The organism is Vreelandella sp. V005 (assembly GCF_052645115.1).
This window is the reverse complement of record NZ_JBQXYA010000009.1, coordinates 46,579-62,999: the sequence shown is the minus strand read 5'-3', so window position 1 is coordinate 62,999 and position 16,421 is coordinate 46,579. Positions and strand designations below refer to the sequence as shown.

The 16,421-nt window shown below is 53.8% G+C and carries 17 protein-coding genes; 10 read left to right on the top strand and 7 right to left on the bottom strand.

Going from position 1 to position 16,421, the window contains the following annotated elements; genetic code table 11:
- Positions 1-99: 99 nt before the first annotated feature.
- From ACUN8H_RS16710 to ACUN8H_RS16695, 4 genes are all read right to left on the bottom strand, one after another.
- A complete protein-coding gene (locus tag ACUN8H_RS16710) occupies positions 100-1,086 on the bottom strand; it encodes a metallophosphoesterase (protein ID WP_445533183.1) in 987 nt (328 codons plus the stop codon).
- Between the two features lie 2 nt (positions 1,087-1,088).
- On the bottom strand, positions 1,089-2,000 hold the full coding sequence (locus tag ACUN8H_RS16705; protein ID WP_445533182.1) for an NAD(+) kinase: 912 nt from the start codon (positions 1,998-2,000) through the stop codon (positions 1,089-1,091).
- Positions 2,001-2,189: 189 nt separating this feature from the next.
- Positions 2,190-3,059, bottom strand: a complete 870-nt coding sequence (locus ACUN8H_RS16700) for a carboxylate/amino acid/amine transporter (RefSeq protein WP_445533181.1) — start codon at positions 3,057-3,059, stop codon at positions 2,190-2,192.
- Between the two features lie 88 nt (positions 3,060-3,147).
- A complete protein-coding gene (locus ACUN8H_RS16695) occupies positions 3,148-3,693 on the bottom strand; it encodes a YqaE/Pmp3 family membrane protein (RefSeq protein WP_445533180.1) in 546 nt (181 codons plus the stop codon).
- A gap of 244 nt (positions 3,694-3,937) precedes the next feature.
- On the opposite strand from ACUN8H_RS16695, the gene ACUN8H_RS16690 reads away from it, so the two are divergent.
- The 6 genes from ACUN8H_RS16690 to ACUN8H_RS16665 all read left to right on the top strand — a co-directional run bounded on the left by ACUN8H_RS16690 (position 3,938) and on the right by ACUN8H_RS16665 (position 11,351).
- On the top strand, positions 3,938-4,345 hold the full coding sequence (locus ACUN8H_RS16690; protein WP_445533179.1) for a CBS domain-containing protein: 408 nt from the start codon (positions 3,938-3,940) through the stop codon (positions 4,343-4,345).
- Positions 4,346-4,614: 269 nt separating this feature from the next.
- A complete protein-coding gene (locus ACUN8H_RS16685; protein WP_445533178.1) occupies positions 4,615-4,974 on the top strand; it encodes a hypothetical protein in 360 nt (119 codons plus the stop codon).
- A 23-nt stretch (positions 4,975-4,997) separates the two neighbouring features.
- A complete protein-coding gene (locus tag ACUN8H_RS16680) occupies positions 4,998-5,831 on the top strand; it encodes a helix-turn-helix domain-containing protein (protein WP_445533177.1) in 834 nt (277 codons plus the stop codon).
- Between the two features lie 150 nt (positions 5,832-5,981).
- The gene (gene putA / locus ACUN8H_RS16675) at positions 5,982-9,173 is read left to right on the top strand and encodes a bifunctional proline dehydrogenase/L-glutamate gamma-semialdehyde dehydrogenase PutA (protein ID WP_445533176.1); all 3,192 of its coding nucleotides are present in this window, start codon (positions 5,982-5,984) and stop codon (positions 9,171-9,173) included.
- 300 nt (positions 9,174-9,473) lie between these two features.
- The gene (putP, locus tag ACUN8H_RS16670; RefSeq protein WP_445533175.1) at positions 9,474-10,964 is read left to right on the top strand and encodes a sodium/proline symporter PutP; all 1,491 of its coding nucleotides are present in this window, start codon (positions 9,474-9,476) and stop codon (positions 10,962-10,964) included.
- 213 nt (positions 10,965-11,177) lie between these two features.
- Positions 11,178-11,351, top strand: coding sequence for a hypothetical protein (locus tag ACUN8H_RS16665; protein WP_445533174.1), 174 nt, complete (start codon positions 11,178-11,180; stop codon positions 11,349-11,351).
- Between the two features lie 93 nt (positions 11,352-11,444).
- On the opposite strand, the gene ACUN8H_RS16660 is transcribed toward ACUN8H_RS16665, so the two are convergent.
- Positions 11,445-11,777: a YqcC family protein gene (locus ACUN8H_RS16660; RefSeq protein ID WP_445533173.1), complete on the bottom strand. Its 333-nt coding sequence runs from the start codon at positions 11,775-11,777 to the stop codon at positions 11,445-11,447.
- 312 nt (positions 11,778-12,089) lie between these two features.
- Here ACUN8H_RS16660 and ACUN8H_RS16655 point away from each other — a divergent pair, with 312 nt between their 5' ends.
- From ACUN8H_RS16655 to ACUN8H_RS16640, 4 genes are all read left to right on the top strand, one after another.
- Positions 12,090-13,127: a DUF3549 family protein gene (locus ACUN8H_RS16655; protein ID WP_445533172.1), complete on the top strand. Its 1,038-nt coding sequence runs from the start codon at positions 12,090-12,092 to the stop codon at positions 13,125-13,127.
- 36 nt (positions 13,128-13,163) lie between these two features.
- A complete protein-coding gene (locus ACUN8H_RS16650; RefSeq protein WP_445533171.1) occupies positions 13,164-13,604 on the top strand; it encodes an ATP-dependent zinc protease family protein in 441 nt (146 codons plus the stop codon).
- Positions 13,605-13,646: 42 nt separating this feature from the next.
- The gene (gene rimK / locus ACUN8H_RS16645; RefSeq protein WP_445533170.1) at positions 13,647-14,555 is read left to right on the top strand and encodes a 30S ribosomal protein S6--L-glutamate ligase; all 909 of its coding nucleotides are present in this window, start codon (positions 13,647-13,649) and stop codon (positions 14,553-14,555) included.
- An 87-nt stretch (positions 14,556-14,642) separates the two neighbouring features.
- Positions 14,643-15,089, top strand: coding sequence for a hypothetical protein (locus ACUN8H_RS16640; protein ID WP_445533169.1), 447 nt, complete (start codon positions 14,643-14,645; stop codon positions 15,087-15,089).
- Here the strand turns inward: ACUN8H_RS16640 and ACUN8H_RS16635 are convergent.
- Together ACUN8H_RS16635 and sufT are read right to left on the bottom strand one after the other, a co-directional pair.
- Positions 15,086-15,808: a SanA/YdcF family protein gene (locus tag ACUN8H_RS16635; RefSeq protein WP_445533168.1), complete on the bottom strand. Its 723-nt coding sequence runs from the start codon at positions 15,806-15,808 to the stop codon at positions 15,086-15,088. The two genes, ACUN8H_RS16640 and ACUN8H_RS16635, sit on opposite strands and share 4 nt — an antisense overlap.
- An 18-nt stretch (positions 15,809-15,826) precedes the next feature.
- Positions 15,827-16,396: a putative Fe-S cluster assembly protein SufT gene (gene sufT / locus ACUN8H_RS16630; RefSeq protein ID WP_445533167.1), complete on the bottom strand. Its 570-nt coding sequence runs from the start codon at positions 16,394-16,396 to the stop codon at positions 15,827-15,829.
- Positions 16,397-16,421 lie beyond the last annotated feature (25 nt).

The following is a 16,421-nucleotide window of genomic DNA, read 5'->3' as shown; positions in this document are numbered from 1 at the left end:
GATCATTCAAGGGAACACTTACTCTGATAGCCGACAGCACGGTTAGTTCAGCCGTTTTTCAAAAAAAAAGTAACGGTATGTAATTTTAAAAAAAGTTTATCAATCGAAGTCCATTTCCCAAGCGTTGGGTAACGCCCGCTCCTCTTTAGGCACCTTAATCCAGACAAAATGGTCGGCATTCAACACGCTTTCCCCACTCCAACGATAGGCGACCAAGCGTCCATACTTAACTGCGCTGTAGTCCAGGCAAGCGATATTGCTGGCAGGAAGCGCCGGTATACCTTCGCACCAATAATGACCAATAAAGAGGGGCGGCTGTTCTGGCCCATAGTAACTCAACTGCTGGCGTTCTTCGTTTGATAGCGCATGCGTCTCAAGATCGCCGGGCAAATTATCGGGCTGGAAGACTACATCGCCCCACTGCTGTGGATCTTTGGCCCAGAAATGGGCGCGAAAGCTTTTACGCGTAAACCCATCGCCTGAATGTATCGCTATCCCTTCAGGCAGCGATACGTGGGGCCCACGGGTGAGCCGATCCAAAATCTTATACGCCTGTGTACCGGGTTTAGTGGACTCGACCAAAAACGAGGTATCCATGCATTGATCTGGGCGCCGCTGTTTGAACGCATCAATCAATGCCTGATCCCAACACGCATGCACCACCCGAATACCATCGATTTCTAGGCAGAGCGGTATGGTTTTAAACCACGCCAACGTATCTTCCCACTCATTGGTGTAATCGCGATACTGCTCCAAGGTGTCTTGAATAATACGATTATGGCGTGGGGTGTGTTCACGCAGCCAGCGCTTATGACTGCCTGCCGGACCTGGGTGCGTATAGGCCAAAGCATTGTATTCATGGTTGCCCATGACAATATAGGCTTCCCCCTGCTCTACCATTCGCCGTGCAATGGTGACCGCCAAACGAATACGCGGCCCACGGTCGATCAAGTCACCGAGGAAAATTACTTTTCGCCGGGAGTGGCAATAAACACCATTGCGCTGGTGATAACCCAGCTTCTCGAGTAATGCGGCCAGTGTTGCGCCACAGCCGTGGACATCACCAATCAGGTCATATCCTTCCATACTCAATCCCCCAACCGATGGCTCCAGCCTAACTTGCTGCGTAGCACTTCATAAAAATTGTGGCCGATAGGATGAACCAGCTGCACACGTTCAGGCTTGCGGGTGATGACCAGTACATCATTGGGCTTTGCCACTGCCCGCGTTTGACCATCGCAACTGATATGCGGATAAGACTGGTTGGTCTCTCCAATATGAATACGAATTTCGCTGGCAGCATCAATCACAATCGGCCGACTCGATAGCGTATGAGGAAACATGGGCACCAGCGTTACTACATCAAGCTTGGGGTGCATGATGGGGCCGCCCCCTGACAGCGCATAGGCCGTAGAACCGGTAGGGGTAGCAATGATCAACCCATCGCTGCGCTGGCTGTAAACAAACTGGCCATCTATAAACAGTTCAAATTCGATCATGCGTACCGCTTTGCCAGGATGCAGCACTACCTCATTCAAAGCATCGCCATTGCCTACCGCAACACCGTTACGATATAGCACGGCATCAAGCAAAAAGCGTTGCTCGATTTCAAACTCGCCAGCCAATACTTCACTGACACGTGTTTCCAGTTCATCTGGCGAGATGTCGGTGAGAAAACCCAAGCGACCACGATTTACGCCTAAAATAAGCGTTCCACTTCGGCAAAGCGTACGCGCAGCCCCCAGTAAACTGCCATCACCCCCTATCACAATGACCAAGTCGCATAATTCTCCCAGCATGCGCCGGCTTGCTTCCGGTTGGCCATGGTGGGGTAAGGCAGTGGCCGTACGGTCTTCCATCAACACCGAATACTCATGGGCGACTAGGTAAGTCACTAGACGCTGCAAGGAGTCGATCACTTTATCGCTGCCCAGCCGACCAATCAGCCCGATGGTTTTAAAAGGCCTGCCTGTTCGACCGCTAGCGTGCGACAGAGACATTGAAGTCTCGCCCTCTGGAGACTCAGCATCTAAAGGCTTATCTCCCAAAGGCTTATCCTCAAAAGGCTCAGTCTTTAAAGACTCGGTCCTTAAAGGGTTCGCGTCGCGTGGTAAGGAGTTGCTCATGAGCCGGCTCTCGCTAACATAAGCCGCCATTATGGAGATACCTCACGTATCGGGCAAATACGCTTAGCTAACGGCCACTTGCCGACGCTGGCACCACCAATGGTTCAGCCATAGGGAAGCCACGATAATCAGCGCACCCAGCAACAGCCGTGGAATATCTGCATCACGATTCCAAATCACCAGGTTAACGATTAACCCCGCGGGTACCAGGGCATTGTTCATGATCGCCAAGGTGCCCGCGTCCACCCGGGTAGCGCCCTGATTCCACGCGAAGTAACCAATGCCCGAGGCGACCAACCCCAGCCAAGCCAGTACGCCCCACTGTAGCGATGTAGTCGGCAGTGCAGCGCTATTACCAAACAATAAATAAGTGGGCAGTGCCACCAGCATCGCACCGATGAAAAACCAACCGAATACGTTGTGCCACGCTAAAGAAGACGGTAAATCAGCGGCTAACCGACGATAGCCCACCTGGCCTATCGCAAAGCAGAGGTTTGCCCCTTGCACGACAAGAAAACCTGCCCAAAAACCGCTATCAACGCCGTCATAACGAATAACCCCGGCCCCGAGCACCGCCAGCAGGGCCGTCACCAGATAGATAGGCGTAAAGCGACCAAACAGCAGATCATCCAACAGGGCAATATAAATGGGCGTAAAGATGGTAAACAGCAGCACTTCAGGGACTGACAGCAGCAAAAAGGACTGATAAAAGAAGGTGTACATAATGCCGAGTTGAATGGCACCCAGGCCCATCAGTGCAAGCCGCTGCTTGCCCCGCAGGAGGCTGGGGCGTAAAAAAGGCAAAAACACCAGCATGGCAAGCGTTACCCGCATGAGCACAGCAAAGTAGCTGTCAACTTGACCGGCAAGATAGACTCCTATCAGCGAAAAGGAGAACGCCCATAACGCAGTGACGCCAATCAGATACCCCATCGTAAACCTCGTCTTATTAATTAGTTTACGGGGATTATACGCGCCTGGAAGCACCTGCCAAGCGGTAAACACCAATCATGTGTACTGGTTAACGCCGCTGCAACCACCAAAGCGCATACACGATACCCGGCAGCCAGCCCAACAAGGTCAATAGTACCGCGATCCCCACTCGCTTCGGGCCAGCTTGTGTCAAGCCAAGGGCCAGTGGCGGTAGGAGTATTGCCAATGCATAGTAAGCGAGCTTCAACGCAGCAGGTTCCGGTATCAACTGTTCTGGCGGGCTGACTGGCGTCGTTTTAGACGTTGCCGCTGGGGACGCAACTGATGCCACTTCAGGGGGTGGCGTGTAATGCTCTACTGGGCTGGCAGCCGGTTGTTTTGCGGCTTGAGCGGCACGTTCCTGAGCGAGTCGATGCGCCTCTTTATCGATTTTTTGCTCAAGGGTTTCAGCCCCCTCCGCTAGATCATCATGATGACGCTCCCAGTCCTCCCAATCATGTGGCGTGCCCGACTTAGGCCGCTGGTGTCCAGAGCCTCGGGCGCGCTCCCAGGCTTTCTCTTCCAGCGTGTTAGGGCGGTCGGGATCACGGTCAACCCCGACGCCTTTACGGTTTAAATACTCACGTGCATCCATGGAAAGCTCCTTGATGCCTTAATTAACGAGCGATTAAAGCGGTTAGAAAATTATCCGCGCCGATAATTCAGTACTTGCAGCGTTGAATTAAGATAGCGCGCAGGAAAGCCGCCCTTGGTCAAATCACCTACAGTGAAAGTGTCGATTCTACCTTAGCGTCTACAACATCAAACAATTAGAACGCATTGTCTGTGCTAGCTTTCGCTGTCACAGCATTGAGCACGATGAGCGAGGAGTGTCCAGAATGAATAAAACAACCCCTAGCATCGTTCGCGACATCATGTCCCGAGATTGCTACCGTGTCTCCCCTGAAGCATCGATCACGACATTAGCCAAGGGTTTGGCACTGCATCGTTTGCCCGGAGCCCCTGTTGTGGACGCTGCCGACCGTTTAATCGGTTTTATCTCGGAACAGGATGTGTTGGGCCGTGTGCTGGATAGTATTTACCATGACGATGAGGCACCGCTCGTTAAAGAGTTGATGCGCCATGAGGTCCTCAGCGTTTCACCCAATAAAAGTATCACTGATTTGGCCCAGGAAATGCGCAGCGCCAAGCCCAAAGTGTACCCAGTCGTTGAACAGCAGCGGTTGATAGGCATCGTGACTCGGCGTGATATCCTTATTGCGCTGCTGATGATTCGCCGCCATTAATCGCCGTTCCAGATTGTTTTCATTCAAGCGGCGATGAATGGCTAACGAGTCGCCAAAAAAAACCGCTACTCAATGAGTAGCGGAAGCAAGGGATCAAAACAAAGAGCCAGAACAACAACTTTAGCGACTGCTATCGCGCTGTTGCCTGTACTTACTCAGACACGCCGCGATTAAAAAGTTCGCAAAAAAGTAAAATTTTCGACCTGGGTAGCGTCAAGCGTATAATTAAGTGGCAATAAGTTAACCGATGACGGCTAGGAGCTCAGCGAATGGCACTGTATATTTTGGTATTTGGGGTGTGCTTGCTGGTCATTGGCGCAGTGATGCTGGTATTAATGACCTCAAGTACGCCACGCTACCGCACTGAACCCAAGGATTTACTGGCTCTGTTTGATAAAGCACTCAACAGTCAGGTAAGTGAAACCGAGTGGAATGCCATTATTGGCTACCCCATCCGGCATAATGAGTACCTAGATGACATTAGACGGCGTGCCGCACATTTAATGGAGCAATACGGTAGGCGCTGGATGATTGCCCAGGGCAAGCCGTTACTCAATCAAGAGGGTCAAGCAGAACTTCAGGCTCTTCGTGACCATTTGTCCGCCCATACGGCCCTTCGCCAGCAGTAGCTGATGCGGTTTTGGAGACTGCTATGCCGAGCACCATTCGACAAATACCCCTCGCCAGCGCTACGCAACACCATGCCCATGACTTTCACCAAATAGTCATTACAATGTGTGGCTCGTCAGAATTTGAGATCGAAGGGTTGGGCGGCCGCGTCAACGCGTTTTCGGGCTGTATCGTGCCCGCCAATCACGAACACTACTACTCTGGCAATGGCCATAATCGACAACTGATTCTTGACCTGCCCGACGATGCTCCCGCGCTTACCGGAGAAAATCGTGAATTGGTAGCGCTATTTGATGCTCCCCGCTTTTTCGGGTTGGACAATGCACTGCGCCACTATCTTGCCTTCATGGAGAGCGAGCTTGCTCAAGGGTTTGATACGTCTATCGACTCCTTTCAGCAAGACCGTTTAGCTGCCACTCTGTTAGGTTCACTCAAAGCCAGACTCGGCGCCACCAGCCATGCCAACCAGCAACGCCTGGACCTAACGCGCATCAATCGCTTTATTCGCCAGCACCTTGCCGATGAACTGCGGGTCGCGGATTTAGCGCGGCTGGCGTGTTTGAGTGAGGCCCATTTTTCCGACTGCTTCCGGGCTCAAACGGGGCTTTCTCCCTGGCAATACGTGAAGCGTCAACGACTGAATGCGGCTCGCCAACTGATTTTACAAAGCCGACTGCCTCTTACCGATATCGCCCTTCAAACCGGCTTTGCCAATCAAAGCGCACTTTCTCATGCGTTTAGAAGCAGCTATGGATTGTCGCCGCGTAAATTGCGCCAGGGCGATGGTCTCACCATAGCCTTTAGTGTACCAAACGCTTCTATGGGCCCTCTAGCAGGCCAACAAAAACTCTACTAAAGTCGTAAGGTCACCTCGCTTACCGCGAAATTGACATGTTTTACCGTCAAATCAGCATACACCTGAGGTGGCCTCACTCTACATTCGCTTATTAGCTTGGGCGTAACGCCCTGTTACCCATTCGTTCTGTATAGACTTTCGGGGGCTTCAATGCTCAATGCCAAGAAAATGCGTGACCCTGCCATCTGGCAAACTGATCTCGACACTCTCATGGCTCGCGTTAGCGACCACTATCTAGTGGATGAAAGCGCCTATGTTAGCGAGCTGATCAAGGTGCTTGATGCTGACCGCGACGACTTTGCCCGCATTGAAGCCAATACGGCCGCTCTGGTTCAAGATGTTCGCAAAATGGACACGGCTGTCGATACTATCGATGAGCTGCTTCAGCAGTACAGCCTGGATACCCATGAAGGCTTAATGCTGATGTGTCTGGCGGAAGCGATGCTGCGCATCCCCGACAAAGCCACCGCCGATGCGCTAATCGAAGATAAGCTTGGCCCCGCCGACTGGCAGTCCCACGTTGGTAAGAGCGACTCGTGGATGGTCAACGCCTCGACCTGGGGGCTATTAATGACCGGGCGCGTGCTCAAGCTGGACCACCCCAAAGAGGGCCAGCCAGCCAACTTTATCAACCGCATGGTCAATCGCATGGGCGAGCCGGTGATTCGTCGCGCCATGTACGAAGCGATGAAGATCATGGGCAAGCAGTTCGTGCTGGGGCGTGATATCAATGAGGCACTGAAACGCTCGAAGCCGCTGTTTAATAAAGGCTATACCTACTCTTACGACATGTTGGGCGAGGCCGCCCGTACCCGCAACGATGCCCAGCGCTATTTTGACGACTACGCGCGGGCCATCGAACAAGTGGGTAAAACCTGTAAAACCTTAAGCGACAGAACACCCGCGCCATCCGTATCGATTAAGCTTTCAGCGCTTCATCCTCGCTATGAGTTTGGCCGCCGCGAGCAGGTGCTCACCGAGCTGGTCGATACCGTTATCAAGCTGGTCAGCAAAGCACGTGCGTTGGATGTAGCAGTCACTATCGATGCTGAAGAAGTCGATCGCCTGGAAATTTCACTGGAAGTGTTCCGAGCGGTCTATGAAAGTGACGCTGCCAAAGGCTGGGGGCACTTCGGCTTGGTGGTCCAGGCTTACTCCAAACGCGCTTTGCCGGTACTGCATTACATCAACCGCTTGGCCGACCAACAGGGCGATGAAATTCCTTTACGCTTGGTCAAGGGCGCTTACTGGGATACCGAAATCAAAGAGTCTCAGCAGCTAGGTGTCGACGGCTATCCGGTATTTACCCGTAAAGCGGGCACCGATGTGGCCTACCTTGCCTGCGCGCAATTCCTGCTTTCCAACGACACCCAAGGGCGTATTTTTCCCCAGTTCGCCACGCACAACGCACATACCGTGACGACGATCCTGGAGTTCGCTAACCACGATAGCCGTCCATTTGAATTTCAACGCCTGCACGGCATGGGCGAAGCGCTTTACGACGCCGCGCTTGAGCGAGCCCCTAAAGGCACTTACTGCCGTATTTATGCACCGGTCGGAGCGCACAAAGACCTACTGCCCTACCTCGTTCGTCGCCTGCTTGAAAACGGTGCCAACTCGTCATTTGTTCACCAGTTGGTCGACCCAGACGTACCCGTTGAGTGGCTTTGCCAACACCCGATAGAAACGCTAAAGCAGCAGAAAAATCTGGCCAACATGAACATTCCGCTGCCCAAAGACATTTATGGGCCTAAACGGCGTAATTCGCGGGGGGTCAATCTCAATATTCGCAGCCACTACTATCCGCTCATGGAGAAGATGGCCGAATTTATGGATAAGCAGTATTTAGTAAAACCGCTGCTAGCTTTTGAGGTGGCTGATGATTCGGCCAACACGCATGGCGTTACCAGCCCCTATGACCGCCGCCAAACGGTGGGCAGCGTACAGTGGACGAGCAAAGACCAAGCCACGCAAGCGCTGGATGCCGCCTGGGCCGCGTTCCCCCGCTGGGATGCCACGCCGGTAGCCGAACGGGCTGCCATCGTGCGTCGCTTGGGCGATCTGATGGAAACGCATATGCCGGAGCTGATGGCGCTCTGTTCTCGTGAAGGGGGCAAGCTGCTTACCGACGGCGTTGACGAAATCAAGGAAGCCGTGGATTTCTGCCGCTTCTATGCCATGCGTGCGGAAGAAGACTTTGGCCAAGTGGTGGAGCTGCCTGGGCCCACTGGTGAGTCCAACCGCTTATTCATGGGGGGCAAAGGTGTGTTCGCTGCGATCAGCCCCTGGAACTTCCCGGTAGCCATCTTCTGCGGCCAGATCGTCGCGGCGGCGGTGACAGGCAATACTGTCCTGGCCAAACCTGCGGAACAGACGTCTATCGTCGCACACCGCGTCATCGAGTTGCTCCACGAAGCGGGCATGCCACGCGATGTGGTTCAGCTACTGCCGGGCGATGGCCCCACCGTGGGTAGCGTGCTCACCTCTGACCCACGCATTACCGGCGTAGTCTTTACCGGTGGTACCGATACTGCACACATTATCAACCGCGCCCTGGCCGCTCGTGAGAATGCGCCCCTACCCACGTTGATTGCCGAGACCGGCGGCATGAACGCGATGATCGTGGATTCTACCGCCCTGCCTGAGCAGGTCGTGGTGGATGTGGTTCAGTCAGCGTTCCAGAGCGCAGGACAACGCTGCTCGGCGCTGCGCGTGCTGTATTTACAAGATGACGTTGCCGACCGGGTCATTGAGATCCTCAAAGGCGCCATGGATGAACTACGCATTGGTGACCCGCGCGATCTGGGCACCGATGTGGGGCCGGTGATCGACGAAGATGCCCGCAAAGGCTTAATCGCGCATATCGAAAAACTCAAGGCAGAGGACCGTTTGGTCGCCGAAACACCCATGGCTGCTGAGCATACCCAGGAAGGCACCTTTGTGGCGCCGGTTGCCTTCGTTATTGACAGCATCGATGCGCTAACCCGCGAGCAGTTCGGGCCGATATTGCACATCGTTCGCTACAAAGCTAACCAGCTTGACAAGGTCATCAACGACATCAACGGCCGCAACTACGGCCTGACATTTGGGGTGCATAGCCGTAACGAATCGTTTGCCGCTGAAATAGCGCAGAAAATGCGCGTGGGCAATGTATACATCAACCGTAATATCATCGGGGCTGTCGTGGGTGTGCAGCCGTTTGGTGGTCAAGGCCTCTCGGGCACAGGCCCTAAAGCCGGTGGACCGCACTACCTGCAACGTTTTGTGACTGAAAAAACGATTACCAATAACACCGCTGCTTTAGGCGGGAACGCGTCCCTGTTGGCGCTAGGCGATGAGTGAACGACTCATCAACACCACTAACCTGAACTCCTGAAAAGGAACCGTCTCATGGTTGAAAACAATAGAGCGATTGCCTTCACAAACGCGGCCTCTCCAGGCCGTGTGCTAGGCATAGGGAACATTGCAAAACGTATTACCGACAACCTCTCTGACTACCTTCCTTTCGGGTGCTCGTTTGAGCCAATAACCTGAATATGTAAAGGGGTTAACAACTATAAGACTGCGCCTTTACCAATATCTTATTGGTAAGCGCAGACACCTGACGGAGCTAACTCCGTCCTGATGAACTGGAGATATTTCATGGATATTGGCGTTTGGATCAGCCTTTTTGCCTACTTTGCACTCATGATCGCCATCGGCGTTTATGCAATGCGCAAATCGACGTCTACCTCTGAAGATTACATGCTCGGTGGCCGCACCCTAAGCCCTAAGGTAGCGGCCTTGTCAGCCGGTGCTTCGGACATGAGTGGCTGGCTGCTGCTTGGCTTGCCTGGAGCACTCTTTGCCTCCGGCCTGGGCTCAGCCTGGATTGGGATCGGCCTGTTTGTAGGTGCGTTCTTTAACTGGGTACTGGTCGCACCGCGCCTTCGTGAACAAACGGTTCACTATGGTAATGCAATTACCATTCCCGCCTTCCTGGCCAACCGCTTTCCTACCCGCGCAATGTCGCTTAGAACGGTGTCCGCCATCGTCATCGTTATCTTCTTTGCGGTCTATACGGCATCAGGCTTGGTAGCTGGTGGCAAGCTGTTCGAGAGCGCCTTTGCGGGAATTTTCAACTTTGGCGGGCTAAGCGACTACGCCGTGGGGATTGTCATCACCCTAGGCGTCGTTCTTGCTTACACCGTTGTGGGCGGCTTCCTGGCAGTGAGCATGACCGACTTCGTGCAGGGTTGCATCATGATGTTGGCGCTGGTGATCATGCCCGCTGTAGTGCTCTTTGGTGAAGGCGGCGGTGGCTTCAGCCAAGCATCGCAAACCCTCAATGAAGTCGATCCCACGCTATTATCCTGGACGGATGGATTGACCTTTATTGGCTGGCTGTCTGCCGTTACGTGGGGCCTGGGTTACTTCGGGCAGCCTCACATCATCGTCCGTTTCATGGCAATCAGAACGCTCAAGGATGTGCCTATTGCCCGTAACATCGGCATGGGCTGGATGGCCATCTCGTTGATCGGTGCCGTCTCTTTGGGTGTATTCGGGCGGGCCTACGCGGTACGCAATGGCATGAATGTGGAAGATCCCGAAACGATCTTCATCATCCTAGCCGATCTGCTGTTCCATCCGCTGGTAACGGGTTTCCTCTATGCTGCCCTGCTAGCTGCCGTGATGAGTACCATTTCTAGCCAGCTGCTAGTGGCGTCTTCATCTTTGACCGAGGATTTCTACCGCCTATTCTTCCGTAAGGAAGCCACTGACAAAGAGTGTGTGGGTGTCGGCCGGATTAGTGTCATCCTGGTAGGTCTGGTGGCCGCCGTTATTGCGTCAGACCCTGATTCACAAGTTCTGGGGTTAGTGAGTAACGCCTGGGCAGGCTTTGGTGCTGCATTCGGCCCGCTGATTATCTTGTCGCTGATGTGGTCGCGCACCAACGGTGCGGGGGCTATTGCTGGCATGGTAGTCGGTGCCGCGACGGTCATGATCTGGATTGCACTGGGCTGGAACGGCGAGTTCATGGGTGGTCCCGGCGTGTATGAGATCATTCCTGGCTTTATCGCTTCCTTCATTGCCATCTTGGCAGTCAGCAGCATGACTGCCGATGCTGGTGAATATCAGCATATCCAACGTTAAGAGAGCGCCAATAAGGCACTCAACGTAGCCTGTTAATGAAGCCTTCCCGTGGTGGAAACCGTTCAGGTATCCAGGCATGGGAAGGCTTCATACGTTCTCCCTTGGGTTAGGTCCTTTTTTCAAGCTTATTCATTGCCTGGGCACCGCCATTACGTATCGGCCAGGAGCAACGCCAAGCGCTATTTATCGTTGCCTATCCTAATCGCCATCAGTATGGCTGCTGCCACCTTGGCCCTTAGTCGCCACGCCGTTGCCTACGGTGCAGGGGGATTTATTTACCCGCGAGGGCAGTGCAAGGTAGCCCCCACTAGCGACAACAGCGCGGTGGCTGGTAGCTTTGAAATCGACCCGTTGGTGGTCATGGCAGGCCTCCGCTATCGCTTCTGAGCTATTTTTCTAGCAATGCTCATTGCTCTACTCTACTACTCTGCCTTTATCCTCAAAGCCTGCCTGTTGGCAGGCTTTGAGGATCCAGCGAGATTAGCTTTCAGTGACGATCTGATCGACTTTTTCGACGGCGCGCACGACGAGGAGTTGATGATGAGCGGGTGTTTTCTCTTGCTGTAAATACGCTGCAACGGCAGGTGCCACCTCGCACTTAGCGGGCATATCAGCATGTGCTTCCATCAAGGCATTTAAGCGGGCAATAAATACAAAACGTATCCACTGGGGGAGCGACATCGTATCGATGCAAAACGGCTGCTGACTGGCAAATGCATCAGCGTCAGGTGTAGGCATGCGCCATAGATCGGCGGCTTTCATTGCGGCTTCGAGTTCTAAAAGGGCTGCCTGTAGCGGTTGAAAAGTACTCATAACGTCGATTTGTCATTGCCTCGGGATAGAAAAAGATGTCTTGCTGCTATTATCCCTACTCCATGCGCTGCTTGCCAATCCATCTCCTTTGCGAAATGTTATCCATAGACCCACAGAAAACCTGCACGAGCCTGTGGATAAACTATGGAAAGGTATCGCAACGCTTGATCTCATGGGGCTTTCGAGCAGTTGTTTATTTTTTAACCGCACTGTCATAAGGGTCGTACCCCTGGGTCGCTATTTATCAGCCAAGGCGGCTGACAGTCACCCCTCATCAAGGTAGAGTGCAGGCTTGCAACGCGGAAGGATGTCATGCAACCGATTCAAACCCTTGATGAGTTTTTTACCCGCAGCGGCGCAGAGGTTTCCCTTTATCACATGGGGCGCCATGTGGTCGCCTGCCCTCGGGAGTCGCTAGCTACTTTTGAGCGTGGCGAAACGGCCTGGCCAGAGCCATGGCAGGGTCAGGCACGTATAGCCATTTTGTTCCGTTTGGGCGATATGCCCGAACCTGCCATTTGGTTTTTAGCCCTACCGCTAGATGAGCAGGGAATGCTCGCTCCAGCGCAGCGCGACGCCTTCATAAATCGCCTGCTTGAAACCTTAGGGCGTGCCGTTTCTCAGGTGGGGCGTGAAGAAACAGCGGACGTCGAGCACTTAATGAAGGATAATCCACTTGCCTTCACGCCTAGCGTTACCTTTCAAGCCGTACTGAATGCCCGTGCAACGTATGCCGCAGGCCTTCCTGCCAGCCAACATTTTGAGCCCGTTGACGCCTACCTCAGCGGCCAGCAGACGATTGATTGGCAGGCCTTGGGATTACAGGGCATTGCTGACTACGTCATTCGCATGGAAAAAACCGAGGCCGACTCACTGGCGCGGCGACTTCCAACCTTGCCAGCCACCGTAATTCACTCTGTGTGCTACTGTTTAGAGCATCAATCCTTACCTACGGTGCTGACCGCCGCGCTGCGCCGTTGCGGCGAAGCCGCTGCCCAAGCGGGCGATGTGGAAACGCTGTGTGGGTGCCTGCGGGCCGTTGGCAACACCGATGCGCGTGAAGTAGGTAAGTGGTATACAGCATTACTTCATGACACGGCAGCCAGTGGGCCCGATGTGTTAGCGGCCATTGCTGGGCGCGGCTGGCATTACCTTGAAGACGCTGAGCGCTTGCCTCTTTTTTTACAGTGTTTGGCGGAAGACGAGCGCACGGATTTTGCCGCCGTCGTGCGTGATTTGGCGCTCATCCCACGGCTGCGCTTACCCATTATGATGGCATTGCGCGATGCGCCTGAAGGCTCTTCTATTCAGCGCCGTTTGAGCATGATGATGACACAGAGAAAGGCATGATGAGATGTTGTCACTTTTAATTGCAAGGAGTGAGCCGTGAAGGAATTACCCTATCAGGCCAAAGCGGTCATTGGTCGCCGTGAAATGGTGACATTACCTGAGCTAGGGCTTCATCTTTGCTGTAAAGCAGATACGGGTGCGCGTACTTCTGCCCTGCATGCAGAAGAGATAGAGACACATGAAGATGAACATGGTCAACTATGGGTAAGCTTTATTACCCACAGCGGCGGCCCTACGACACCCGCCCATCGCTACAGCTTGCACTTGCATGATCGACGCCGGGTCACCAGTTCAAATGGTCACAGCGAGTGGCGTTATGTCATACGCACCCCTATGCAAATGGGCGATCTTAATTTTCCTGTTGAACTGACCCTGACTGATCGCAGCAATATGCGTCACCCCATGCTGTTAGGACGTCGCGCAATGCGCCGCTTACTGGTCGCTCCCGGTGCTGCGTTTTTGCACGGTGAGCCTTAACTCAATTACTCGTCGCCACTATTTAGACTCGGAGTCCTCTACATGCATATCGCTCTGCTATCGCGCAACCGTAATTTGTACTCTACTCGCCGCCTGGTTGAAGCCGCAGAGCAGCGGGGGCATACCGCTCGTGTGGTGGACACGCTGCGCTGCTACATGAGCATTACGTCCCACCACCCTTCGATCCATTATAAGGGTCAAGAAATTGAGCACTTTGATGCGGTTATTCCCCGCATCGGTGCGTCGGTTACCTTTTATGGGTGTGCGTTGCTACGTCAGTTCGAGATGATGGGCACTTATGTCATTAACGACAATGTTTCGATTACCCGCTCACGAGATAAACTGCGCTCGTTGCAATTACTGTCACGCAAAGGGCTGGGCCTGCCGATTACCGGCTTTGCCCACTCGCCGGATGATATTCCCGACTTGATCACCATGGTGAAAGGCGCACCGCTGGTGATTAAGCTGCTTGAAGGCACTCAAGGGATTGGCGTGGTACTGGCGGAAACGAACCAGGCGGCAGAATCAGTGATTCAGGCATTCATGGGCATGAAGGCCAACATCATGGTTCAAGAGTATATTAAGGAAGCACGCGGGGCTGACATTCGTTGCTTTGTGATCGGCGATAAAGTCGTCGCTTCAATGAAGCGGCAGGCAGCAGATGGTGAATTTCGCTCGAACCTTCACCGCGGTGGCACCGCGAGTGTGATTCGGATTACCCCTGAAGAACGCTCAACGGCTATCCGCGCTGCCAAGGCGATGGGTCTTCGTGTCGCCGGGGTCGACTTACTGCGCTCCAATCACGGCCCGGTGATAATGGAGGTCAACTCATCGCCTGGATTGCAAGGCATTGAGAACGCCACCGGCAAGGACATTGCAGGTATGATCATTGAACACATTGAAAAGAATGCTGCTCCAGCCCGCAAAGCACCGCCCAAGCCTAAAGGCTAAGGCAAAATATTAAAATAATCCGATTCGGGGGTGGCAAATCGACGCTGTCCCCCCCACAATCTGCGTCACCGAAGGAGGTAGACGCTCATGTTTCTCGATAATCGCCAAGTGGCGATGGACAGCGTATTGGAAGCGCTGGCCGATAGCATTGATTATTTCCAGGACAATATCGAACGCCTGCGGCCCTCGCTGCGCGACGCTTTAAAGCCGCACTACACGACGCGGCTCAAGCAGATGCGAAAGTTACAGGAGCTTGCCCGCGCACATCTAAAAATGCTGCCTCGGGATGCAGACGTCGAACGCGACGATTTTTTATGGCTATGGAGCCGTCTGAAAAGCTTCGTGGGTAACGATAGCCAAGTATTGATCAATGAGTTACTGGAGCAAGAGCGTGTATTGATGCAGGCGCTCTCCTCACTGTTTACGCACCCCTTACCCGACCCTATCGAACCGGTGGTGGAAGAGTGCATGCAGGGGTGCCGTAAATTGATTCGTGAACTCTATGCGCTGCAGAAGCGCAAAACCCACCGTTAGGGTGCGGTAAACCGTTCGTTTAATGACGGCAGGATAAGGTCGATTGGCGCCCGTTTTTTAAACTCAATGGGCTCCGGTGTACCGAGGAAATAGGGCTTTCTGTCCCATATATACAAATCGCCCAGGGTAGCCACGCGCGCTGCCCATTCGCGCAGCTTTAATCGCCACTCCAGGCTGACGTTAGCATCATCCGCTACGCAGCCCGCCACATCCATACCCAGTGCTCGACCAATGTAAACGGCGCGGGGCAAATGCCAACTCTGGGTAACCAACAGCGCTTTATCCAACTGGAAAACGTCGCGCGCACGCACCAGGGTGTCATAGGTGCTAAAGCCTGCAAAATCCATAGTCAACTGCTCGGCTGCGACACCCCGCCGATAAAGCTCACGCCACATCGCTCGTGGTTCGTTATAGGCTTGGGTACGATTATCCCCAGAGAGCAGCAGGTGTTCGACCTGATTCTGCTCGATTAACGTGGTGGCCGTGCGCATGCGCGCATGGAAGTGAGGGTTCCGCACGCCGCTACGCGTCCAGTGAGAGGTTCCGAAAACAATGCCCACGCGAGCAGAACGGCACTGCTGCGGCTGACGCTCGATGTAAGCTGCCGTAGTAGCCAGCACCCAAAAATTGCCGCCTATAAACAGCAATGTCGCCAGCAGCGACAATGCTCCTAGCGACATCAACAAGCGCTTTAACCATGTTAACAAGAGGTTATGCATCCCGCTCCCCAGCAGGGGTTAGAACATGCCGAGTTCAAGCTTGGCCTCGTCACTCATCATGTCACGGCTCCAGGGGGGGCTGAAGACAATTTCGGTGTGCACTTTGCTAATCTGTGGCGCACCGAGAATCTTATTACGTGCGTCAGCAGCAATCACGTCCCCCATGCCACAGCCAGGGGCTGTTAGCGTCATTCGAATGGTGGCAATCCGCTCACCGCTAATGAGACGCTCAATGCGGCAACCGTAAACCAGGCCCAGATCAACGATATTGACCGGAATCTCCGGGTCGAAGCAAGTGCGCAACTGATCCCATACGAACTGCTCTATCTCATCCTCACTGGCCGTTTCAGGCAGTGTGGGCCGTGGCAACGACTCAAGACCTAGCGCATCGAGGTTGCGCCCTTCTATCAAGTAGAGACGCCCCTCAAAACCGACGCTCACCGAACTACCTTTGGCCTGCATGACACTGACAACGCTGTCTTCGACCAGCGTTTCCGTCTTGCCAAACGGAATCGCAATGGCGTCCACATCGCGCTGAAGGGGTAACTGCTGGCCTCGTTCGAGGCTGGCGACTTGCTCAAGATCCATAACTATCCTTAAATGACGATCCTTA